Below are 22,731 nucleotides of genomic sequence, written 5' to 3' on the forward strand. Positions count from 1 at the left end.
TCGCAGTTCGGCGATCAAGTTCGCAACTAACGCAGCAGCCCCGACCTAGCTAGGTCGGGGCTGTTTTTGTTGACGCATTGAGAAGGGGCGACAGCGTGCGTTGCAGCGGTCGAGAGCGGCTTAGGCGCGTTCGCCTACACCCGCTCGAAGATCGTCGCGATCCCCTGCCCGATGCCGATGCACATCGTCGCCAGACCAAACTGGGCGTCGCGGGCGATCATCGCGTTGATCAGCGTCGTGGCGATGCGGGCGCCGCTCGCGCCGAGCGGGTGGCCGATGGCGATCGCGCCGCCGCGGATGTTGACTTTGGCGGGGTCGAGTTCCAGCATCTGAATGCAAGCGAGCGCCTGCGCGGCGAACGCTTCATTCAGCTCGATCAGGCCGATGTCGGCTAGCGACAGACCGGCACGCTTCAGCGCGAGCTGCGTCGCCGGCACGGGGCCGGTGCCCATGACGCTCGGATCGACGCCGGCGACCGCGGTGGAGCGGATTTTCACGAGCGGCTTCAAGCCGAGCTCTTTCGCGCGGACGTCGCTCATCATCAGCAGCGCCGCGGCGCCGTCGTTCAGCGGCGAGCTGTTGCCGGCCGTCACCGTGCCGATCTTCGGCATGAACGCCGGCGGCAGCGCGGCGAGCGCTTCTAGCGTCGTGTCGCGGCGGATGCACTGGTCTTCGCGGACCAGCACGCGGGCGCCCAGTTCGTCGCGGCCCCAGATCGGGATGATTTCGTTCGCGAATTCCCCGGCGTCGGTTGCAGCGGCTGCCTTGCGATGGCTGGCGAGGGCGAACTCGTCTTGCGCTTCGCGGTCGATTCCCTGCGTTTGTGCCAGAAACTCGGCGGTGAACCCCATGTGGAGCGCGCCCTTGCTCGTGGCGTGAAACAGCTTCGGATTAAAATCGACTCCCGCATCCATCGGGATGTGCTGCATATGCTCGAGCCCGCCGACGATCTGCACGTCCTCGGCGCCGGCCGTCACCGAGTGGGCCGCCTGGTTGATCGCCTGCAAGCTGCTGCCGCACAGGCGATTGACAGTCGCGCCGCCGACGCTGCTCGGCAAGCCGGCCAGCAGCGCCACGATTCGACCGACGTTGAACCCCTGCTCTTTCTGTTGCTGCGTGTTGCCGAGCACGACGTCCTCGATCGCCGCCGGATCGATGCCGGTTCGCTCGACGAGCGCCTTCACGACCGCCGCGGCGAGATCGTCGGAGCGCACGTCGCGAAAGACGCCCCGCTCGGCATGAGCCCGTCCGATGGGCGTCCGGCAGCAGTCAACGATCACTGGAGTTTTCATGGGTCAGAACTTCTCGTTTATGGCTTGGTTTGGAGCCGCCGATGAACGCCGATAGACGCAAATGAATTTCTATCTGCGTTCATCCGCGTCCATCTGCGGTTCCTGCTTTGTCTTCCGTCGTGTTCGCCGTGCCGTCGTGGTTCAATTCTCAAGCGTCGTAAAACTTCTTCCCAGCTTTCGCCGTGCGGATCAGCAGTTCCGTCGGCAAGTAGCGGTCGCCCAGCGTTTCGTACGGTTCAAGTTTCTTGACAATCGCCTCGGCGCCGATCGTGTCGGCCCAGAAGAACAGCCCGCCATGGAACGGCGGGAAGCCGATGCCGTAGATCAACGCGAGGTCGACGTCACGAACATTCGCGGCAATGCCGTCTTCGACCACCCGCGTCGCTTCGAGGAACATCGGCAAGATGAGCCGGTCGATTAGTTCGCCCGTCGAGAACTTGCGCTCGTCCTTGCGATGCGGCGCGATGATCGCTTCCGCTTGCGGGCTGTCGGAGCCGTGGTCGTTCCGCTTGCCGGAGTAGTTGAAGAAGCCGCCGGGGCCCTTCTTGCCGACGCGGCCGGCGTCGACCATCGCGGGCAAGATTTCGGATCGCACGACGCGATGCGGGAACGCGCTCGCCATCACGCCGCCGGCGTGGAGCGCCACGTCGAGCCCTACGGTGTCGTACAGCGCGAGCGGCCCCATCGGCATGCCGAACGCGGTCGCGGCCCGTTCGATCGCCTTGATCGGGGCCCCCTCTTGAAGCAGCAGCAGCGCCTCGTTCATGTACGGCAGCAGCACGCGATTCACTAGGAACCCCGGGCCGTCGTTCACCACGATCGGCGATTTGCCGATACGGCGGGAGTAGGCGACGGCCGTGGCGATCGTATCGTCGCTCGTCCCGCGGCCGCGAATCACCTCGACCAGCGGCATCATCCGCACCGGGTTGAAGAAGTGCAGGCCGCAGAACTGCTCCGGCCGCACCAGCGGCCCGGCGAGGTCGCTGATCGGGATCGTCGACGTGTTGGTGGCGAGGATCGAGTGGGCCTTGATGATCGGTTCGAGCCGCTCGTACAGTTCCTGCTTGGCGCCTTCGCTCTCGTAGATCGCTTCGATGATCAGGTCGACGTCGGCGAGCTCGCTGTCGTGCATCGTGCCGTTGACGAGCGGCGAGAGCTCGATCGCCTTCGCGGCGTCGGGGCCTTTTAGTTGCTTGTTGTAGCTTGCTTCCGCGAGCACCCCCTTCACGCCGCGGGACACCGCTTCGTGCGTCGTGTCGCCGAGCGCGACCGGAATGCCTCGCTTGACGTTCGCCGCGGCGATCCCCTGCCCCATCGTGCCGGCGCCGATGACGCTCACCGACTTCACCTCGCGCGGCGAGCCCTTCGCAGGCATCGCCTTCTTGTTCTGGTCGCGAAGAAAGAAGACGTTGAGCAGCGCCCGATTGACGGTCGACCCGAACAGCGGTGCAAAGCCCTCGGCTTCCAATTCACAGGCGGCTTCGACGTCTACGCCGGCCGAGCCGATGAGCGTTTCGAGGGCGGCGATTGGCGCCGGGTACTGACCCTTCGTTTGGCCCTGGATGTAGGCGTTGGCCGTCGCGGCGAGGAAGCCGAGTTCGGTGTCGCTGATCGCGATCGGGGCGTACGAGCGGCAACGGTCTTCGAGGTATTCTTTGGTTTGCTGTTCGTTGCGAACGAGGCGAATCGCCGCGGCGAGGAGCGCGTCGCCCCCTTCGGTGGTGACGTCGTCAATGAGGCCCATCGCCTGGGCCGTCGCGGCGTCGATCGACTCGCCGCCGGTGATCAGCTCCACCGCGTTGCTCAGGCCCACGATCCGCGGCGTGCGGGCCGTGCCGCCCCAGCCGGGGAAGATGCCGAGCTTCACTTCGGGGAAGCCGAAGCTCGTTTCGCTATTCGCAACCATGATCCGGCGATCGCACCAGACGGAAAGTTCCGCCCCGCCGCCGACGCAGATCCCTTCGATGGCCGCCACGGTGACGAACGGCGCCTTCGCCAGTCGACCGAACAGCTGCTGGCCGCGGCGAGAGATTTCGACGATATGTTCGGCGGGGGCATCGATGTCGGCGGCGAACTCGCGGAGATCGGCCCCGGCGATGAAGTTGCCCGGCTTCGTCGAGCGGAAGATCAGGCCCGCCAAGTCGGTCCGTTTTTCAAGCGTCGAGAGGATGCCGTCGAGCTCGGCGAGCGCCGGCCGCGAGAGGATGTTGGCGCCCTTTTGCGGATCGTTGATCGTGATGACCGCGATGTCGCTGGCGGGCGACTCCAGATGAAAGAGCAAGCCGTCAGCCATGATCGCCGCCTTGATTCGATGTGCAAACTGTCAGGTTGAAAAGTCGTCATTGAGCAGGAGAAAAGGTTTTCACCACAACGGCACGACGGACACAACGTGAGGAAGAGAAGAGAAAATGAACTTATTCCCCGTCTTTCGTCGTGATCGTCGTGCCGTTGTGGTGCTCTCCCCTGCCCCGCCGCGTTCGAGGCGTCAATTCACCCCGCCGCGAGCCGCTGGTATGTTGGCATTCTATGGAAACCCCCGCCCCGAGCCCAGTCAGCCAACTTCCGTCCACTTCGCCTACCGGCCGCCCTTGGGCGCTGCCGCTCGTCCTGGCCGTCGCCTTCGCGACGACTGGCTGGCTGTTGGTGAGTTTTCGCAACAGCTCGCACGAAGGTCCGCCGAGCGCGACTCCTGCCGCCGGCGCCGAGAACCTCACCGCCGCTCCCGAGCCGGGCGTCGAGACCGCCTCGCTCGAAATCCGCTACGGCAACGGCGCCCGCCGCGAGATCGCCGCCCTCCCCTGGCACGAGGGCATGACCGTCGGCGACCTGATGCGGCTAGCCCAGAAGTTCCGCCCCGGGATCGAATTCACCCACACCGGCAAGGAGGAAATGAGTTTCCTGACCTCGCTGGATGGGGTGGCGAACGAGGGCGCCGACGGCCGATTCTGGGTTTATGACGTCGGCGGACGGAAGGCCCAGGTGAGCTACGAAGTCCAGCCGCTGGCGGCGGGCGAGCGCGTCTTGTGGGTTTTCAAGCGTCCGGAGTGATGCGCGATGTACGCGCGGTACGTCATGCTAAGCAGAGGCGAGCCTGCAGTACCGCCTTTGTCGCTGCGGCGTCGAACGGAGCCGATTCGCCCCTGGCACTCTGAGCTTCGGCAACCTGCAGCTTGCTCTGGAGATCTGCCAGTTCTTGCTGATACTGGCGAAAATCGTCGACCGCACTCTCAACCGAAACGGCAGCGTCTCCCATCGCGAGCCGCTTGCCCAGAAAGTCGTGAAACTGCTGAAGTTCGGTCGAGCCGTCGGCGATCATAGGGATATCCTCCAGGCCAATTTTAGCCCCAGCCGCGGCCAATTCCAAATCAGCGGGCCGTACGGGCTCCGGCTTGTGGCAGTTTGCGAAACCGGGGTAGAATCGCCTGCCTGCGGCGGCCCTTTTTTGACGCTGCCCAATTTTGCCGCCTCCCAACGTAGTTGAATCTGCCATGAACCGAGAAACGCGTCGCGACTTGTTGATCTTCGCCCTGCTGCTGGCCTTTGGCGTCGTCGGACGTTGGGCCGAGCCGGCGTGGAACTTCACGCCGCTGGCGGCCGTGACGGCGCTCGGGGCGTTCTACTTCCGCAGCTGGTTGCCGGCGATCTTGTTGCCGTCGACGCTGTTGGTCGTCTCCGACCTCATGCTACCGTCGCACGACGCGTGGCAAGTGCAGCTGTCGGTGCACCTGATGGCGATCGTGCCGCTGATGCTCGGCCGCGCTGCCCGCAATCAAGAAGGCTGGCGCCGCGCCGCGTTCTGGGGCATGTGCGGTTTCGTTCCGGCGACGATGTTCTACCTCGTCACCAACTTCGCCGTGTGGGCTTCGAAGAGCCTTTACGCTCCGACGGTTGCCGGGTTGATGGAAAGCTATGCGAAAGCGTTGCCTTTCTATCGCACGATGCTGGCGGGCGATGTTTGCTACATCGCGTTGATGACGGCCTGCTTGGCGGCGGCTCACCTGCTGCAGCCGCAAGGGCTTGAGCAGCCGATCGAGCGGAAGTAAGCCGCATCGCGTCTAGCCCCGGGCTCCGCCCGGGGGTCGCGCACCACGCCGATGGATGGTGCGCCGTCCCTACTTCATGCCCACCCCCGGGCAGAGCCCGGGGCTATAGTGGTTGCAGCACAGACTGCGCGAGTGACGCGTCGGATTGCCAACTAACCAGCCGACTCGGGAACTTCGGCCGCCGGCGCTTCGGCGGCGGGTTTATCGGCGGCAGGTTCCACCGCGTCCGCGCCAGCCGGCGCGGCTTCAGCGTCGCCGGCAGGATCGGCCGCTTCGTCTGCGGGCTCATCGGCGGCGGCCTCGGCGCCGAACTCGTCTTCCATCGCCGCGTCGTCGCCGGCGGCAGCAGCCGGGGCCCACGTGGTCACCATCTTGTTGACGCTGACCGCCAGCTTGCGGACCTCCGGAGCAATCTGCACTTCGCTCACGTTGTCGGGGGCCGAACCCTCGGCAACGCCGCGCAGCGAGGCGGCAAGTTCGGTGAGCTTCGCCTTCGATTCATCCGTGCCGCCAGCAGCCACGGCCGAGGCGCCGTCGGCGACGGCGAGCAGGCGGTCGATCATGCGGCGGCGCTCGTACTTGGGGCCGAGATCTTCAGGCATCATCCCGAAGTTGCCCATGCCCATTTCACCGCCGCCACGGCCAAACCCCATGCCGCCTCCGCCCGTACCAAAACCGCCGCCCCCGTTCTTGTAGAACTCGTCTTCGAACTTCTTGGCGTCGTCGGCTTCGAGCGAGAGGACTTGCTTCGACAGCTCACCCAGGGCATTGGTCATCGCTTCGACGTCGAGTCCCTGAGCCGCCGTATACATCTCAGGCTTCAATAGCTGAGCGATGCCGCAACGGTCGTCGAGGTGGATCGATTTGTCGGCGAGGAGTGCCACGAAGGTCTCTTGAACCGGCGGCGTCATGCTCTTCGCGACTTGGGCTGCGAGCAGCTTGGCCGCCTGCTTGCGGACCCAGCCGTACGCTTCCGGCGGCGCATCTTCCGGGGCTTCCTTCAGCAGTGCGATGGCCGTCGCCGCTTTGGTAACGCGTGCGGCCAATGCCGGATCCATGCCGTCGACGCGGCGTTGCAGGCCGATCATCGCGGCGAGCTTGAGGGCCGTCGGCACTTCGACGGTCGCGTTGCCGGTTTTGAATTCCGTGTTCTCTAAGATGGCGAGCAGCGGCTCGGTGGCTGCCGGCAGCGGCTTGCCGGCCGCATCGTTGAGTTGGCCGATGATCAGCACGGCGTTGTAGCGGCTCGCGGGATGGTAGTACCCCTTCGCGATCGCATCCATCGCTTTGAGCGTATTCGACGTGAGGTAGTCGCGGGCGCCCTGCGACTTGGCCGTGTTGATATAGCGGGTGAAGAGTTGGTCGCGCGTGATGGCGATCTGGCCGAGCGCTTCGGGCGGATCGTAGACCGTCATCGACGGGAAGATGTACTTCATGAAGAACTCATTGAGCGTCTTCGTATCATCTGCGCTGGGATCGGTCGTGTTGCGGAGGATCGTCGCCACTTTGCCAGAAATCGCCTTCGCCTGCGCGAGCGGGATCGGCTTGAGAGCGCGGTACGATTGCGCCGAAGCAGTGAGCGCCGTCGCGCAGCCCACGGCAAGCGTGGCCAGGGTGACGATAGATTGCCAGCGCGAACGACCTGTGCGGGTCATGACCTCGATCTCCTCTTGAGTTCCGGCTCCGCGTCTCCATCGCCCAGGAGGGCGGATGAGCATTGGCAAATGGCGCGAATCGGTCCACGATCCACCCTACTCACGGGGCTTCGCGAATGTCAAGCTAAGGGCTGTTTTCTCGGGGGTTTTCGCCAACTTGGAGACCGGAAACTCGGGCCTTTTGCGACTGGTGGCCTGCGTAGGTTTTTTGACAGGATTACAGGATTTCACGGATCGACTGGATGGAGTGCCGAGGGGGTAACCTGATCGACCTGCTTGTATCCTGTCGATCCGTCTGATTCTGTATTCCTGTCCAGTCTTCAGTCGGTCAGCCATTCCGCGAGAGTCGCCATGCCCCTCCTCTACGCCAGTCCTCGGTTCCTGGAGCACCGCACGGGCGAGCATGTCGAATCGCCGGTTCGGCTGGAGCACATCACCGCCCGGCTGGAGAGTTCAGGCCTGGCCGCCGCCTCCCGCCGGCCCGTCTGGGAGCCGGCGAGCCCAGCGGAACTCCTGGCGGTGCACGACGGCGATTATCTTGAGTCGGTCGAGGCCCTCTGCCTCCGCGGCGGGGGACGGCTCGACGCCGACACGGTCGTGTCACCCGCTTCCTACGAGGTCGCCCGACTGGCCGCCGGGGCCGCCTGCGACGCCACTCGCCGAGTGCTGCGGGGCGAGGAGGCGACCGCTCTGTGCCTCGTCCGGCCTCCAGGTCACCACGCTTTGGCCGACCGGGCGATGGGCTTCTGCCTGGTGGGAAACGTCGCGGTCGCCGCCCGGCTGGCCCTCGACGAGTTCCAGCTCGATCGCGTGCTCGTCGTCGACTGGGACGTCCACCACGGCAACGGCACGCAGGACCTATTCTACGACGATCCGCGGGTCGGCGTCTTCTCGAGCCACCGCTGGCCCTTCTGGCCCGGCACCGGCGCCGCCGACGAAACCGGACATGGCGACGGCCTGGGCGCCACGCGGAACCTGCCGGTGACGTTCGGCACGCCCCGCCGCGAGTATCTCGCGCGGTTCACTGGCGAGCTCATCGAGTTAGCCGCGCGGATGAAGCCGCAGCTGGTGCTGATCAGCGCCGGGTTCGACAGCCACGCCGCCGACCCGATTGGTTCGCTCGGCTTGGAGACCGAAGACTTCGCCGAGCTGACGAGTGCGGTCCGCGCCGTCGCTAACGACTACGCCGCCGGACGGATCGTCAGCGTGCTCGAAGGAGGCTACAACCCGCCGGTGCTGGCGGAGTGCGTGGCGGTGCATTTGGCGGGGCTGCAGACTTAGCGACAGCTTCGCCCGTAGGCCTCTTACTGATCAGAGTACACCCGCGTGCTCTGTTCCTTCGTGATCGGCTCGGTCACTTCGTCGGCGAGCACCATGATCTTCGCGCGTTGATCGCCCGCTTGCAGGCCTTGGAGCTGGACCTGGAACTTCGCTTCAGCCCGCGGCGCGAGTTGCGGGATCGGCGCGAACGCGATGCGGTCTTGCAGCACTTGCGATTGCGTGGCGCCGTTGCCGGCTACGCCCCGCAAGCCTTGCGGCATCACGACCTGCACTTGGACGTTCGCCGCAGCCTTCGAACCTTGGTTGACGACGGTGATCTCGTACGAGGTGTCGCGCCCGACTTCGACGGCGCCTTCCGAGGCCTTCACTTCGAACGAAAGAGCCACGAGACCTTCGACGGTGAGGCTCGTTTCGGTGCGATCTTCCAGGCCGCGGTCAGCGCGGGTGGCGACTTGCACGGTGTGCTGGCCCGGCTCGACGGGGAGCGCCGTGAGCTGGATCGTGCCGCGCTCGTTGGCGGGGAGTTCGGCCAGGCTCCAGTGGACGCTGTGCGACTTGGCGTCGTACTCGCCGTGGTTGTTCGCTTCCTTAAACTTCAGCCCTGGCGGCAGCTTCGTGATGATCTCCAGTTCCTTAGCCGAGGCGGTGCCGGGGTTCTCGATGTTGACGGTGTAGGTGGCCGGGCGATCGAGGTATCGCATCTTCGGGCCGTCGATTGAAACCTTGAGCGCGGGGGCGACGACTTCGAACTCGCAGCTCGCTTGGACTTCGAGGCTCGCGTCGGCGCGGGCGGTCATCGTGTTGACGATGCGGCCCGCTTCCTCGGCGGTGAGCAGCAGGTCGAGTTGCTTCGAAGCGCCTGGTAGTAGCGAGCCGACTTCGAACTCGAGCGCCGGGCCCGCTTCGTGCGAGACGCCGGCCGGGATCGTTTCGAGCAGCATGACGCCGGTCGCTTCGCCGCTGCCGGGGTTCGAGACTTCGATTTGGACAAGCTGCTTCTCGCCAGCCATCACGCGCGGCGGCGCGGTGAGGCGCAGGGCGAGTTCAGGCTTCGTGCAACGGACCTTCGCTGAGGCTTGCGCGGCAAACGTCACGGTGGCGACGCTGCCTAGTTCGCCTTCGGTCTTCGGCAGGAGTTGCATCTCGACGATACGCTCTTCGCCTGGCGCCATCGCGCCGAGATCCCACTGGACGCGCGAGCCGGCGACCTGCGCCTTGGGCGCCGTGCCGACGAGTTGCGTGCCGAGCGGCACCTCGTCGTGCACCTGCACGCCCTGCACCGTTTGCTTGCTGTTGTTCTGCACGCGGACGGCGAAGTTGCACGGACGGCCGACTTGGATTTCAGTCGGCGTTTGCTTTTGGATAGTGATCGCGGGGCTTTGCAGCCCTTCGAGGTCGCGGCTGCCCGGTTGGCCCGAACCATCGGCGGCGGCGAGGCCGGGAGTTGGCGTCGGCGTGATATCGGTTGACGGTTGCAGTGCCGCGGGATGTTGGGCGGCCGGTTGCTCGGCCGCAGCGCTTGCGGGGGCGTGATGTTGAGCGCGAAGCTGATTCGCGGATTGCGAGACTTCGTTGGCGAACGACGGCTCAGTGCGGGAAGCGACTTCCATCGGCGCGGCGGCTTGAGCGCCGAAGGGGTTCGCCGGCGGCGCGGCCATTGTCGGTTCAGCAGCGGCAACGGCGGCGGGAGCCGGAGCGTCGGCGTGGTACGACTGAATCTCCGGCGCGGGCTGTGGTTGGAACTCCGCCGGGATCGGCGTCGCGGCAGGGGCTGGGGCTGGCGTTTCGGCGAGCGTTGGTTCGTGGGGCGCGGGCGTCGTCTCGGCGGGGCCGAAGGCGGCGGCAGCGTTGGCTGCGGCGGCGCTCGCTTCGGGAGCGGGGGCCGGCGCCGGGGCGGCTTCGCCGTAGCGGCCGCCCGATTGGAATGGGTTCGATGACAATGCCACCGGATTCGACGGCGCCGCGGCTTCAGCCGAGGGGGCCGGCGTCTCGCTCACAGGAGCGGTGTGCGAGGCGGTGCGGAGCTTGTTCGGGCCGGGCTCTTGGCCGCGGGTGACTTCGGCCGCGTTCGGCGTCATGTCGACCGGGGCCGCGGCGGCGAAGGGATTCTGAGCGGGGGCGAGTTCGGCGGCGCTGCGCGGCGTGTCGACTTCGTCGGCGTCGGGCGCAGCGACTGGCGCTTGCGGAGCCGGCATGGGCGCGGCAGCGTAACGGTTGTTTGATGCTTCGGCTGGATACGCGGCAGACTCGGGGCCGGCGGCGAAGAGTTGTTTGATTTGCTCGCTCTGTCCTGCCGAAGCGGGAGCAGCGAAGGGGTCGACGGCCTCCACGGCTTGCTGATCGCCGCGCGGCGCCGTGGCCGGCACGGCGAAGTGGTAGACGCCAAAGCCGCCGCCGGCGAAGACTCCCGACGCGAGCGTCCAGGGAATGAGGCGGCTGACGAGACGGCGCGGCGCGGGTGCGGAGATGGTTTCCATACCAAGAACCCCGATGGTCGATTAGCGAGTCGCGACTGCGGCGGAAGATCGCTCTGCCAATCCGTGCAGAGGCGGGAAATCTTCAGCGCAGGCAAATGGTTACGCTGCCGAAAGTTCGGCAGAGGCGTCGGGTGGTACCAAATCGCTGCGCAGGGGTGAAGAGCAGTTGCGGTTTGGAGCGACTGTGGGAGGCGTCTCCGACGCCGATTACGCTTACCACTGCAGGCCGACGCTGTCCCGTTACGCCGCTTCGGCGTCGGAGACGCCTCCCACAAAATGAGATGGGCGTGCTAGCGTGACAGCATTTCACTGCCCACTGCCCACTGCCCACTTACTTCGCGTAGGAGAGTGCTAGCAGCACGTAGCCCGTGGCGAGGTTCGGATCGGCCTCGAGCCAGCGTTCGTTCGCGTTGGCCCAGCTGCCGTCGTCTTTCTGGCGGGCGGCCAGCGCTGCGACGAGTTCGCTCTTCCAATCGTGCTTGTCGCCATCTTTCTCGGCGAACGACGACTCGCCATAGGCGCTCAGCGCTTTGGCGAACGTGTGGAAGTAGTAGTAGAGGCCCGAGTCGCCCATGCCCGGATTCTCTTCGAGCGAGTAGTGCTGCTGCAGCCACTCGACGGCTGCTTTCACGCGCGGGTCGTCCTTGTCGACTCCGGCGTAAAGCATGCTCTTCAGGCCGGCGTAGGTCATCGAGCCGTAGCTGCGGAGGCCGCCGTTGGGGAGCGCCCCGGCCTGGCTCGAACCTCCCTGGGCGATCGTGTAGTAAAAGCCGCCGTCGGGGTTGAGCGCGGGGAACTTTGTTTCGTTGTACTTGCTCGGCAGGTTCTGGCAGCGGGAGACGAACACGAGGGCCCGCTGCACCGCTTCGTCGTCGGCGGGCGTGTCGAGCGCTTGGAGGGCGTCGAGCAGGAAGGTGGTGTTCGAGAGGTCGGGGCGAGCGTGCCCGCCGTAACCTGCTCCGCCGTAGAAGTCACTCGACTCGGGGTGGTCTTCGTCGCTGTCCCACTGAATGTGCTTCACGTAGGCGCCGGCGTTCTTGAGCAGCTCGTCGTATTTGCCGGCGCCGTTCGCCTTTTTGAACGCGCGGATCGCCATGCAGGTTTCGTAGTTGCTGTACTTCGACCCTTCGGCGGCGATGGCGCCGTCGGTGCGGGCGAAGGTCTTCAAATAGTCGAGCGCTTTGGCGACCGTGGGATCGCTCGCGGGGATGCCGTTCTCCAGGAGGCCAGTCGCGACGATCGCCGTGATGCCGGGGCCGGCTTGCTTGCTAAAGGAACCGTCGTCGGCTTGCGACTTGCGCAGGAACTCGACGCCGCGGTCGACGAGTTGCTGGGCGGTCGGCGCGGCGGCCGTCGCCGATTGGGCGGACGCTGTATCAAGCGAGTTGATGATCAGCGATGCTGCGAAGAGAAGAGCGACGATTCGCATGGTTCGTTCCTTGAAGTCAAAGGACGCGCAGGGATTAGTGCGAGTAGGGCGCGCCTGAACTCGCTGCCGCATTCTAGCCCCGGGCTCTGCCCGGGGGTTGCGCAACGCGCGGCAACGTCTACCGGAGTGGAAGCAGACCCCCGGGCGAAGCCCGGGGCTAGGGATGGCCGTGCGTAGATTATCCCGCCATAAGTGCGGAATTACAAACCCCTCAAATCGGCCACTGCCCCGCGGTGCGCGCGACCCCGGTGGCTGCTTCTAGCGGACGATCGCCAGGATGTCGTCCGCGTTGAGGATCAGCAGTTTCTCCTCGTCGATCGTCACCTCGGCGCCCGAGTAGCTGCTGAAGACGACGCGGTCGCCTTCGTTCACTTCGTGCGGGGCGCGGGTGCCGTCGGGCAGCATCAGGCCGTCGCCGACGCTCAGGACGCGGCCTTGTTGCGGCTGTTCGCGCGCCGCGTCGGGGAGCAGAATTCCGCCCGCCGTTTTCTCCGCCGACTCGAGACGCTTCACAACTAACTTGTCGCCCAGGGGGACAACTTTCATGGCGGTAGGCTCAATCTAAATGAGGTTCGAGTCGGTTTCGCGGAGCGTGTCTCGGCCGGTAATCCCGGCGAGGGGCCGCGTCAGGGCGACAAGGGCTCCATTTCACACTGAATGGAGGGTCGATATCAAGCGGTTACCGCCATCGACGCCAAGAAAAGTAGCCAACCGACCAGTAGCAGGCTGGACAGGATGAGCTGGAATCGGCTCCCCCGCGGGCGGAGGGGAGCAGCGGGCGGGGCGACTTTCGAGCCCTTGCGGCGACTCACGACCGCGGCTCCTCGAAGGCGTCGGCCGCCGAGATTTGGAAGCTGTGTTGGAAGCCTTCGTCGAATTCAAAGACGTCGTCAAAGTCTTCGCGGCGATCGTCAGGCGTTTTGCGCATTTGGCCGATCTCGATCAGGTTGAAGACGATCTCGCCGAAGTCGCCGGTGCGGCGGATGCCCCAGTGGTTGAGGACCTGCTTGGCGAGGTAGCCGTACTGCTGGTGGGCGTAACGGCGCATCGCTTCGCAGAGTTGCTGCCCGGTGACGTGGCGTTCGGGCTGCTCGTCCGAGTCGTCGGCATCGAAGTCGGGATCGACGCCGAGGCCCATTTTCTCTTGGGCGAAGCGCAGCGATTCGAAGACGAACACGTAGGCGTCGAAGTGGTAACGCCGGTCGTGCCGCAACAGTTCGGCAATCGGGTGAGCGGGGTCAAGCATTGGTGGTCTCGAGGAAGTCGACGCGCGGCCGTGCGGGTGCTCGTCGTCTCTATGGTGAATTATACGGCAGGTTCTCTGGTGGGGAGCGCTGAATCTGGTTCTTCACCACGAAGTTGCGAACGCTCTAAGGGGCCCGCTTTCCTTCGTGGTTTACTCTTCATTGCCCGGCGTTTCATCGGCCGGTCGCTCTGCCTGGGCTACGCCGCCGCCGTTGTCTTCTGTTTGCTCTTGTGCTCCGTGCGCTGGCTTCGGTTTGCCGCGACCGCCTCCGCCGCTGCGGCTGAGGACGGTCATCACGTCGGACGCGTCGATCATGATTCGACGCATGTCTTCCATCTGCACGAGAAGCTGGCCCGCCAAGATCTCCTGGGCGAGCACCTGAGCCTTCCCTTTATTCGTGATAATCTGGGCCCCCACGGGCGGCAAGTCTTTTTGCAGCTCCTGATAGACGTCGAACTCATAGCGGAGGCAGCATTTTAGCCGTCCGCAGCGGCCCGAAATTTTGCTGGGGTCGAGCGTCGCCTTTTGCAACTTTGCCATCCGCATCGATACAGGCGGCATTTCCGACAGGTGGGTGTTACAGCAGACCGGTTTGCCGCAGTCGCCGTAGTCGGCCAGCAGCTTCGCTTCGTCGCGGACGCCGATCTGGCGCATCTCGATGCGGGTTTGGAATTCCTTCGCCAAATCCTTGACGAGTTGGCGGAAGTCGATGCGGTCTTCAGCGAGGTAGTAGACGACAACGCGCTCGCCGCCGAAGAGGCGTTCGATGTCGATCAGCTTCATGTCGAGTTGCAGCTGCGCGATGCAGTCGCGGCAGAGCTTGTGCTCGCGTTCTTCCTGCTCGGCGAGACGACGGATCTCGCGCTTGTCCTCTTCCGATTGCTCGTGGAGGATCTGACCCCCCTTGGGATCGGTCATGTTGGAGACGACGTGCTCGGTCGCTTCGCAGAGGACTTCGCCGGTCTCGATGCCGCGCTGGGTGCGGATGATGACTTGCATGCCGCGCGCGAAGGTCTCGCCTGATCGCGTGCCGAGCACGCTCAGGTTTCGCATGACGCCATGTCTCACGACGTACTTGGGCATGGAGGGCAGTATATCCGGCAGCCCCGGAAGCGGCCATGCCGCATAAACGGCCGCGCGGGCGGAGCTGGCATTTGCCGGGGAAAGGCAACCGCCAAGGACGCCAAGAGCGCCAAGGAAATACGGAGAAAGTGGTGGAACCGCCGGCGGCTTGCGGCTCTGTTTGTGGGAGGCGTCTCCGACGCCGAAGCCGGTCGCTACACCAATCAGTTGTGGTAGCTCAGCGCGGCTTCGGGGTCAGAGACCCCTCCCACAGACTTTCTTACGCACGGTTCCTGCTGTTTCTGAATGTCACCCAGCGGCGGGTGGCGATATGATAGGCGGCTCCCCTTCTCTGCACCTTTGGGAGTCTCGATCGATGTTGACTTTTCGTCGCCGACTTTTCCTGTGCGTGGCCCTGCTGGCACTCTCCCCTACTCTGCCGATGAATGCTCAATCGCCTGCTGCTCCCGCTGTAACGAACGCCGACTTGTTTGAAGCTCTTGAGTTCAAGGGCGCCGACGGCGAGGTGTTGAAGTACCGGCTGCTGAAGCCGATCGACTTCGACGCCAAGGCGAAGGAGAAGTATCCGCTCGTGCTGTTCCTGCATGGCGCCGGCGAACGCGGCGATGACAACGAACGGCAGCTCATCTGGGGCGGCAAGGAACTCGGCGACGAAACGCTGCGGCGCCGTTACCCGGCGTTCGTGCTCGTGCCGCAATGCCCGAACGATGCGGTGTGGGCGCAGATTCGTTGGAACGGAGACGAAGCGAAGCCCGACAAGATGAGCGGGCCGTTAGGGCTGTCGCTCGAGCTGATTGAATCGCTGAAAAAGGAGTATCCGATCGACGAGAATCGGCTCTACGCCGTGGGCCTCTCGATGGGGGGCTTCGGCACGTGGGATCTGTTGGAGCGGAAGCCTGGCTACCTGGCCGCGGCGGTTCCGATTTGCGGCGGCGGCGATCCGAAGAACGTCGGAGCGTACAAGTCGACGCCGATCTGGGTCTTCCACGGCGACGCCGACGACGTGATCAAGCCGGAACTCTCGCGCGAGATGATCGCCGCGCTCAAGGCAGCGGGCGGCACGCCGATCTACACCGAGTACCCCGGCGTGGGGCACAACTCCTGGTCGCCGACGTTTGAGAATCGGGGGACTTGGGATTGGTTGTTTGCTCAGCGTAAGTCTGATTAATTAAAAACAGATCTCACGCAAAGGCGCGAAGGCGCAAAGGAAATACAAGCAAGAAGTTTCTTCTTTGTGCCTTCGCGCCTTTGCGTGAGATCATTCTGTTTTAGGCATCGCGGGAGTCACTTCCTCGCCCGGGCGGTAGCTGCGGACGGCATGCCTCAACACTTGGGCTTCGGTGAAGCGTTCGGTCTTCAATCGTTGCTCGGCCAGCAGTTTGGATTGGTCGAAGTAGTGCGGCGAGCGCGGGTCGCCGCTCACGCCGAAGGGGACAAGGCTCGCGCCGCGGACGCCCTCGGGGGCGAACTCCCACGCGGCGAGGTACGAGACGCCCGCCATGCCGTATCGTTTGCGCTGCGAGATCACCAGCGGGATGTCGATGCTCGGCGAGTAGTACTGCGTGAGCGCGACGCCCATCGGGCCGTGGCCGCCGATGCAGGGGAGACTTGGGCCGCCGTCGACGAAGCGGGCGTCGGTGAGATCGGCGACGCGCGAGGTTCGCTGCGAGCGGTAGAGTTCGCCGTACGGAACCTTCCAATCGCCATGGAAATCAACGAGCCCTTCTGCGGCTCGCACGAGCGCGGCGAGTTGCTTCTCTGGCTTGTCGACGAACTGCGCACGCATCGTTTCGCCCGGGTAGCTGGGGCCGTAGAGGAGTTCGTACCACGCGGTGCAAAGCGTCGCTGCGGTCGAGTCGGCGGTGATGCGGCCATCCCACGCGAGGAGGTGTTCGAGGTAAGGTCGCACTTGCTCAGCCGCCTTTGGATCGGCTGCTTTTAGTTTTTCGAGTTCGGCGGCGTACTTCGGCAGTTCCTGGCGAGCCCAGTAAACTTCGGTGTCGAACGCGAGTCGCTGCCAGTCGGCGAACGTGATCTTGTTGACGCCGCGGAGCAGTTCGAGCGAGCGGAGCGAACGGCGATTGCGAACCTCGCCGTCGCCGACCATGTACTTGGGGAAGTCTTGCGGCTGGGGGTTGCCGCCGTCGGTCACTTGGAACGGCGTCGAGTTGCAGTTCTGCAAGAAGCCGGCGCCGGGGTTCGAGACTTGCGGCAGCTCTTCGAGTTCGTGCACGCCGAGCCACTCGGCCGCGGGGTCGGCGCCGTCGACCGGCTGCGACCAATCGAACCGCGGGTTGCGGCGCGGGATGCGGCCGTTGTAGAGAAACCACGAGTTGCCGTCGGCGTCAGCGTAGACGATGTTCATGAACAGCATTTGCATTGGCGCGAGCGCGGTGCGGAACTCGGCTTGGTTCTTCGCCCGCATCATGCCGAGGGCTTGCCGCATTGGCACCGCTTCGAACAGACCCGAGATCCGTGCGGCGAGCATCGTCCGGTCGTCTTCGCGCTGGACGATTGGGCCGTGATGCGTCTTGCGGAAGAGGTGGCGGCGATCTTCGAGGCCGGTCGACTTGCGGACGCGAATCGTTTCGGTCCACTCCTCCGCCTGGCGGTAGTCGTTGCCATACTCGTAGGCGAGCGGTTGCTGCGGATCGCTGAACTTCACCCGCCATAGGTCGGCGATGTCGGGGCGATTCGTGACGAGCGTCCAGCCGAGGCGATCGTTGTGGCCCATCGCCGGGGTGGGGCTACCGTAGAAGCCGGCGCCGATGAAGTTCCACGGGGCGCCGTCGACGCCCCCCTTGCTCTGGAGGTGCGACTCCATGAGCTGCGTGAAGCCGAACCACGGCATGTGGGGGCTCGCCATCAACAGCGGATGGCCGCTCGCGCTGCGGGCGCCGTTGACGACCCAGCCGTTCGAACCAGTGGCGGCCCAAATTTGCGGATTGCGGCGCGGCAGGAACTCGTCGGAGAGACCGGTGAAGCGGAACGAAAGCTCGAGCGCGACTTGCCGGAAGTACGCAAGGACGTGCCACGGTTCGAACCGCTCGATCATGCGCGGTTTGACTTCGGGATGCATCGCGAGGAAGTGGTTGATCCCCGCCACGAACGCCGCGTAGAGTCGCTGCGACTTGCGATCGAGCGCGGCGAAGTCGCGCTGGCTGCGGGGAACAATCTCGAACGCGCGGTTCAGCAGATCGGAGTTGATCCCCTGCGGACCGTGGACTTCGCTGTAGCGGCCGAGGGCGAGGATGTAGACGTCTTCGACTTGCCAGAAGTAATCCTCGGCCTGAACGTAGCCGTAACCGAAGATGGTCGCTTCGTCGTCGTCGCCAATGACGTGAGCGAGGCCGAACTCGTCGCGGTGGATGGTGACGTGCGGAGCAAGCTCGCCGGCGGTGGGGAGCGCGTCTGGTTCGGCGGCCGTGATGAATGCCGGGAATGCTTCAGCACAGAGCACACAGAGAGCACAGAGGAAAATGCGGAGAGTCGCGTGCATTTTCTTTTCTCTGTGGTTGGTTTTGAAGTGGAACGTTTGACGTTTGCGGAGCTGCTTTTTTGAACCGCCAAGGACGCCAAGAGCGCCAAGGAAATGCGGGGATTATTTTTGTATTCCCTTGGCGCTCTTGGCGTCCTTGGCGGTTAAGTCTTTGAACTTCAATGCACTAAACATGCGGTCGTACCAGCGTCCGGCCGTGCGTTTGGCCGGCGAGCATCTCTTCGACGGCGGCGGGGACTTGGCTGAGGGTGATCTCGCGGCGGAGGCGTTCCAAGTGTTCTAGTTTCCACTCCGTAGCGAGGCGCCGCCAGATCTCCAGGCGGGGCGTGCGGGGACATTTCGCGGAATCGATGCCGTAGAGGGTGACGCCGCGGAGGAGAAATGGGTAAACGGTGAGCGGCAGTTGGTCGCCCGCAACGAGCCCGCAGGCGGTGACGCAGCCGCGGTAGGCGGTGCTTCGCAGCAGCGTTGCCAGCACCTTGCCGCCAACGGTGTCGACGGCGGCGGCCCAGCGGCCTTTCAGAAGCGGGCGATCGGTGGCGTCGGCGACCTCGTCACGAGCGAGGATCGACGTGGCGCCGAGTTCGCGGAGGAGCGGCGTTTGTTCCGGTTTGCCGGTGACGGCGGCGATTGTGTAGCCGAGCTTCGCGAGGAGTGCGACCGCGAGCGAACCGACGCCGCCCGTGGCGCCAGTGACGACGATCTCGCCGTCTGCGGGCGTGATGCCGTGATTGACGATGCGCTCGACGCACTGAGCGGCGGTGAAGCCGGCGGTGCCGTAGGTCATTGCCTCTTCGGCGGTGAGCTCGGCGGGCAGGCGGACGACCCACGCGGCGGGGACGCGAATGAACGCGCTGTACCCGCCCCAGGCGGCGGAGCCGAGGTCGTAGCCTGTGACGAGGACCGGATCGCCGGGGCGAAAATCGGATGAGGTGGTTTCGACGACGCGGCCGGCGGCGTCGATCCCCGGCACGTGCGGCAGCGACCGGACGATCCCCTCGTGCGCGCGGCAGGCGAGTGCGTCTTTGTAGTTGAACGACGAGGCGCTCACTTGGATGAGGACGTCGCCCGGCGGGAGGTCGTCGATCGTGAGTTGCTCAACGCCGCACGCGACGGCGCCGGCGGCGTTGCGGCGGACCATGAGGCAGGGGAAGTGATTTTGTGACGACATCGGTAAACTGGCGGCGGTGCGCGGAGAGAGAGCGGCGAGCGCTATGACGGACGCTCGGCGAAGCGTGACTTGTCGTTATACAGCGCGACGGGTGCCATGTCGTCGCGGAGCGTCGCCATGTGGAACCATGGTGGAGCCTTTGCGAGGGTTCGGCATGCTCACGCCTTGCGGGGCGAGAGCATGGCGCATAGCGGTGCGTTCGGGCCATGTCGGTCGAGCCCCCGGTTTGAAGAACCGGGGGCTAATGAAATTGGATGAGCGGCAGGTATTTGGGGGTTGACGCGGCGGGGCGTTAGCGGGCGGCCCCGATTTCTTCGTGGGGATCGAAGAGCGTTTCAGCGGCGGGGAGCGTGTTGGCGGGGCCGACTGGTCGCTGAAGCGACTCAGTTCGATGGGTGGAGGCGGTGCGATGAGTGGGGGCAGGGTGGGAGGAACGGGGAGGAGTTGACGGCGTTGGGGGGGCGATCGGTGCGTCGTGGCGTGGGGAGCGGGAGGGGCGGGCGTGGCTTCTCACGGCCGTTTGATCGTGAAGCGTCAGCGCGGCGGCGCCGAGCGGTTCGGCGTCGGCGCTTGTGAACGCAGCGTCGACGGCGGCAAGCGTCGCGCCTGCGGCCGGGGCCATGACGGCGGCGGATTCCGCGGCGGGCGCTTGCTTGCCGAAGTTTCCTTTCCAGACGTCGAGGTCGAAGCCGTTCACGAGGCCGTTGCCGGTGCCGTCTGCGCCCGAGCCGTAGGGTTCGACGCGGGTGTTGAAGCTGCGCTGCCAGGCGAGTAAGTCGGCGCCGTCGACGACGCCGTCGCCTGTGTAGTCGCCGGATTGCGGGGTCGCGGATTCGCGGAGAACATACATTTCGACGCCGAAGCCGGTGAAGGTGCGCTCGCCGCCTACGAATGCCAAGTTGCCGTTAAGGTTGATGAGATTTTTCGTTTGTCGATTGCTCAACGAATAGACGTCCGTCAGAAGTTCTGCTTGCGACGAGGAGCTGTTGATGCGGTAGATCGCTTCTAGGTTGGCCAGTTGAGGTCGGGCGACGAAATAGAGCCAATCGCCGATGACGACGTATTGCGGAGTTTGGAAGGGGCTGAGGGGAAAAGAACTTAACGTACCAGGCGCGACGTCGGCGGCGAGTACCGTGCCGGCGGCCGTGCCGTCGCTTTTCCAGAGCTCGTTGCCGCTGGCCGGCGTCGTAGCGCTGAAGAAAAGCGTGCCGTTGAAGTTGAAGAGATTGAGCGGGCTGCTGTTCGTAGAGCCGGGAATGATGTCGAGGACTTCGAACGTTCCCTCTGGCGTGCCGTCGCTACGCCACAGCTCGCGGCCATGGTCGAGGGTGAGAGGCGTGAAGAACAACGTGCCGTTGACGTTCACCATACTCGTCGGAACGCCGCCGATGCTGGTTGGCTGCAGGTCGATGATGCGGCGGGCGCCTGCGGAGTCGGCGATCCAAAGTTCGTCGCCAGCGGCGACGTCGCGCATGAGGAAGAAGACTTTGTCGCCGACGACGGTCAGGCGAGCGGCGGTCGCGTCGATTGTGGCCTCGGCGAAGCTGGTGACTTGGACGGGCGTCGACTCGCCGGGGGCAAGCTTCCAGAGTTCGCGGCCCGTCGTCGGAGTGATGGCCGTGAAGTAGAGCGTACCGGCGGCGACGACGAAGTCTCCTGGCGACGATGAGGCCGCGCCTTGGTTGAGGTCTGCCGCGCGCATGGTTCCGGCGACGGTTCCATCGCTGCGCCAGAGTTCGGCGCCGCTGGAGTCGTTCGCTGCGTAATAGAGGACGCCGCCGACGTTCGTGAACTGACGCGGAAAGCTGCTGGAGGCGCCGGGATTGGCTTCGGCGACGAGGGTGGTTCCGGCGGCGGTGCCGTCGCTGCTCCAGAGTTCGAAGCCGCTCGCGCCGTCGTTAGCGGCGAAGTAGAGCTTGCCGTTGACGTTGACGAAGTAGGTCGCCGGCGACAGGGAAAAACTGGAATTAGCGCCTGGGTAGATATCTTTGACGATAAACGTCCCGGCGCTGGTTCCGTCGGTGCGCCAGAGCTCGTTGCCGTGCACGCCGTCGTAGGCGATGAAGTAGTAAATGCCGTTGACCTCCACCGGGACGGAGGGGTTCGACGCATCGGTGGAGATGCGGACGTCTTTGACGAGTCGCGTTCCGGCGGCTGTGCCGTCGCTGATCCAAGGTTCGGGGCCGACGGCGCTGCTGCCGGCGGCGGTGAAGAGGATTTGGCCGTTGAAGTTGGCGAAGCGGCTTGCGTTTGAGGAGCCGACGCCGGGGAGGATGTCGCGAATGAGCGCGACGCTGGCGCCGTCGAGTTGGTAAAACTCGACGCCGGCGCCGGCGGTGGCGGCGCTGAAGTAGAGCGTGCCGTTGATGTTGGCGAATTGGGCGGGGTTCGAAGCCGCTGCGCCGGGGTTGATATTTTCAACGAGCAGAGTGCCGGCGGCGGTGCCGTCGCTGCGCCAGAGTTCGGCGCCGTTCACGCCGTCGTTGGCGGCGAAATAGAGGACGCCGCCATAGTTGAAGAGGTACTTTGGGTCGGAGGCGTTGATTCCGCTGCGAATGTCTTTGACGAGCATGGTGCCGGCGGTCGTGCCGTCAGATTTCCAGAGCTCGGCGCCTTCGATTGTCGTGCGATCGGCGACGAAGAAGAGCGTGCCGCTGACATTCGTCAGCCGACCGAGAGAGTCGTTTCCGAAAGGGTTGAGGTCGGCGACCCGCTGCGTGCCGACGACCGTGCCGTCGGTTTTCCAGAACTCAATGCCGTCGATGCCTTGATTGGCGGTGAAATAGAGCGTTGAGCCGACTTGCGTGAAGTTGGCGAAGGGGCCGCTGGACGATGACGAGCTGAAGGTTCTGAGCAACGTAGGCTCGGCAGCGGAGCCGTCGTCGAGGAACAGCGAATAATTGCCGCCGGCGTTGCGGGCGGTGAAGACGAGCGCGCCGTTCAAATTGAACTGCGGCAGCGCTTGGGAGGTGGTTGCCCCGGGAAGAACGTCGCGGGCGATGACCGTGCCGTCGGCCGTGCCGTCGCTTTTCCAGAGTTCCGTGCCGGTTGCGTCGTCGGTGGCGCTGAAGAAGAGCGTGCCGTTAATGTTCGTGAGGGCCGTGGGCGATGAGCCGCCGCCGGCGCGGATCTCTTTGACCAACCAGGTGCCGGCGGTCGTGCCGTCGGTGCGCCAGAGCTCCACATTCTTGGAGCTTTCGCTGGCGGCGAAATAGAAGACGCCGTTGACGTTGGCGAGTACGGAGCCTGTGGTTTCGAAGGTGCGGATGCGCGTCGTGCCCGCTTCCGTGCCGTCGGTGCGCCAAAGTTCCGCGGGGGATGTGGTCGAGGTGAAAAACAGCGCGTGGTCGCCATTGACGACATACCCCAACGGAGCCGAGCCCTGCCCCGTCGGAATGGAATTGATATCGAGCAGCAGCTCGGGGACGGCGCTGAGAACTTGGCGTGGTTCGAGCGTTTCGAATTGCAGGCGGTTGCCGGCGATGCGCGGCGAAGTCGGGCGGGCGGAGCGATGAGAGCGGCGGTGGTGCACGGGGCCTCCGGCAATGAAGAGCG

General features: G+C 64.8%; 16 protein-coding genes. 4 read left to right on the forward strand and 12 right to left on the reverse strand.

Annotation, left to right across the window (positions count from 1 at the left end; translation table 11 throughout):
- Positions 1-134 precede the first annotated feature (134 nt).
- Complete coding sequence (gene fadA / locus PLANPX_RS26905) at positions 135-1,292, reverse strand: acetyl-CoA C-acyltransferase FadA (protein ID WP_152101706.1); 1,158 nt, start codon at positions 1,290-1,292, stop codon at positions 135-137.
- A gap of 148 nt (positions 1,293-1,440) precedes the next feature.
- Positions 1,441-3,585 (reverse strand): 3-hydroxyacyl-CoA dehydrogenase NAD-binding domain-containing protein, encoded by a 2,145-nt coding sequence (locus PLANPX_RS26910; RefSeq protein ID WP_152101707.1) that lies wholly within the window; start codon positions 3,583-3,585, stop codon positions 1,441-1,443.
- Between the two features lie 233 nt (positions 3,586-3,818).
- On the opposite strand from PLANPX_RS26910, the gene PLANPX_RS26915 reads away from it, so the two are divergent.
- Positions 3,819-4,340, forward strand: coding sequence for a DUF4430 domain-containing protein (locus tag PLANPX_RS26915; protein WP_152101708.1), 522 nt, complete (start codon positions 3,819-3,821; stop codon positions 4,338-4,340).
- A gap of 22 nt (positions 4,341-4,362) precedes the next feature.
- Here PLANPX_RS26915 and PLANPX_RS26920 read toward each other — a convergent pair whose 3' ends face one another.
- A complete protein-coding gene (locus PLANPX_RS26920; RefSeq protein WP_152101709.1) occupies positions 4,363-4,608 on the reverse strand; it encodes a hypothetical protein in 246 nt (81 codons plus the stop codon).
- 172 nt (positions 4,609-4,780) lie between these two features.
- Here PLANPX_RS26920 and PLANPX_RS26925 point away from each other — a divergent pair, with 172 nt between their 5' ends.
- The gene (locus PLANPX_RS26925; RefSeq protein ID WP_152101710.1) at positions 4,781-5,335 is read left to right on the forward strand and encodes a DUF6580 family putative transport protein; all 555 of its coding nucleotides are present in this window, start codon (positions 4,781-4,783) and stop codon (positions 5,333-5,335) included.
- A gap of 152 nt (positions 5,336-5,487) precedes the next feature.
- Here the strand turns inward: PLANPX_RS26925 and PLANPX_RS26930 are convergent, their stop codons facing one another.
- A complete protein-coding gene (locus PLANPX_RS26930; protein ID WP_152101711.1) occupies positions 5,488-6,990 on the reverse strand; it encodes a hypothetical protein in 1,503 nt (500 codons plus the stop codon).
- A 351-nt stretch (positions 6,991-7,341) separates the two neighbouring features.
- Here PLANPX_RS26930 and PLANPX_RS26935 point away from each other — a divergent pair, with 351 nt between their 5' ends.
- The gene (locus PLANPX_RS26935; RefSeq protein WP_152101712.1) at positions 7,342-8,271 is read left to right on the forward strand and encodes a histone deacetylase; all 930 of its coding nucleotides are present in this window, start codon (positions 7,342-7,344) and stop codon (positions 8,269-8,271) included.
- A 23-nt stretch (positions 8,272-8,294) separates the two neighbouring features.
- Here PLANPX_RS26935 and PLANPX_RS26940 read toward each other — a convergent pair whose 3' ends face one another.
- The 5 genes from PLANPX_RS26940 to PLANPX_RS26960 all read right to left on the reverse strand — a co-directional run bounded on the left by PLANPX_RS26940 (position 8,295) and on the right by PLANPX_RS26960 (position 14,506).
- Positions 8,295-10,748 carry a DUF11 domain-containing protein gene (locus PLANPX_RS26940; protein ID WP_152101713.1) on the reverse strand — a complete coding sequence of 818 codons (2,454 nt, stop codon included), beginning with the start codon at positions 10,746-10,748 and terminating at the stop codon, positions 8,295-8,297.
- A gap of 331 nt (positions 10,749-11,079) precedes the next feature.
- A complete protein-coding gene (locus tag PLANPX_RS26945; RefSeq protein WP_198421822.1) occupies positions 11,080-12,177 on the reverse strand; it encodes a prenyltransferase/squalene oxidase repeat-containing protein in 1,098 nt (365 codons plus the stop codon).
- Positions 12,178-12,435: 258 nt separating this feature from the next.
- The gene (locus PLANPX_RS26950; protein WP_152101715.1) at positions 12,436-12,723 is read right to left on the reverse strand and encodes a co-chaperone GroES; all 288 of its coding nucleotides are present in this window, start codon (positions 12,721-12,723) and stop codon (positions 12,436-12,438) included.
- A gap of 262 nt (positions 12,724-12,985) precedes the next feature.
- Positions 12,986-13,423 carry a Minf_1886 family protein gene (locus tag PLANPX_RS26955; RefSeq protein ID WP_152101716.1) on the reverse strand — a complete coding sequence of 146 codons (438 nt, stop codon included), beginning with the start codon at positions 13,421-13,423 and terminating at the stop codon, positions 12,986-12,988.
- Between the two features lie 150 nt (positions 13,424-13,573).
- Positions 13,574-14,506: a PSP1 domain-containing protein gene (locus tag PLANPX_RS26960; RefSeq protein ID WP_152101717.1), complete on the reverse strand. Its 933-nt coding sequence runs from the start codon at positions 14,504-14,506 to the stop codon at positions 13,574-13,576.
- Positions 14,507-14,927: 421 nt separating this feature from the next.
- Here PLANPX_RS26960 and PLANPX_RS26965 point away from each other — a divergent pair, with 421 nt between their 5' ends.
- Positions 14,928-15,674, forward strand: coding sequence for a dienelactone hydrolase family protein (locus tag PLANPX_RS26965; RefSeq protein ID WP_172992354.1), 747 nt, complete (start codon positions 14,928-14,930; stop codon positions 15,672-15,674).
- A 90-nt stretch (positions 15,675-15,764) separates the two neighbouring features.
- Here PLANPX_RS26965 and PLANPX_RS26970 read toward each other — a convergent pair whose 3' ends face one another.
- The 3 genes from PLANPX_RS26970 to PLANPX_RS26980 all read right to left on the reverse strand — a co-directional run bounded on the left by PLANPX_RS26970 (position 15,765) and on the right by PLANPX_RS26980 (position 22,708).
- The gene (locus tag PLANPX_RS26970) at positions 15,765-18,005 is read right to left on the reverse strand and encodes a penicillin acylase family protein (protein ID WP_152101719.1); all 2,241 of its coding nucleotides are present in this window, start codon (positions 18,003-18,005) and stop codon (positions 15,765-15,767) included.
- Between the two features lie 166 nt (positions 18,006-18,171).
- On the reverse strand, positions 18,172-19,176 hold the full coding sequence (locus PLANPX_RS26975; RefSeq protein WP_152101720.1) for a YhdH/YhfP family quinone oxidoreductase: 1,005 nt from the start codon (positions 19,174-19,176) through the stop codon (positions 18,172-18,174).
- Between the two features lie 292 nt (positions 19,177-19,468).
- A complete protein-coding gene (locus PLANPX_RS26980; RefSeq protein ID WP_152101721.1) occupies positions 19,469-22,708 on the reverse strand; it encodes an ELWxxDGT repeat protein in 3,240 nt (1,079 codons plus the stop codon).
- Positions 22,709-22,731 lie beyond the last annotated feature (23 nt).

Source organism: Lacipirellula parvula (assembly GCF_009177095.1).
GTDB lineage: Bacteria > Planctomycetota > Planctomycetia > Pirellulales > Lacipirellulaceae > Lacipirellula > Lacipirellula parvula.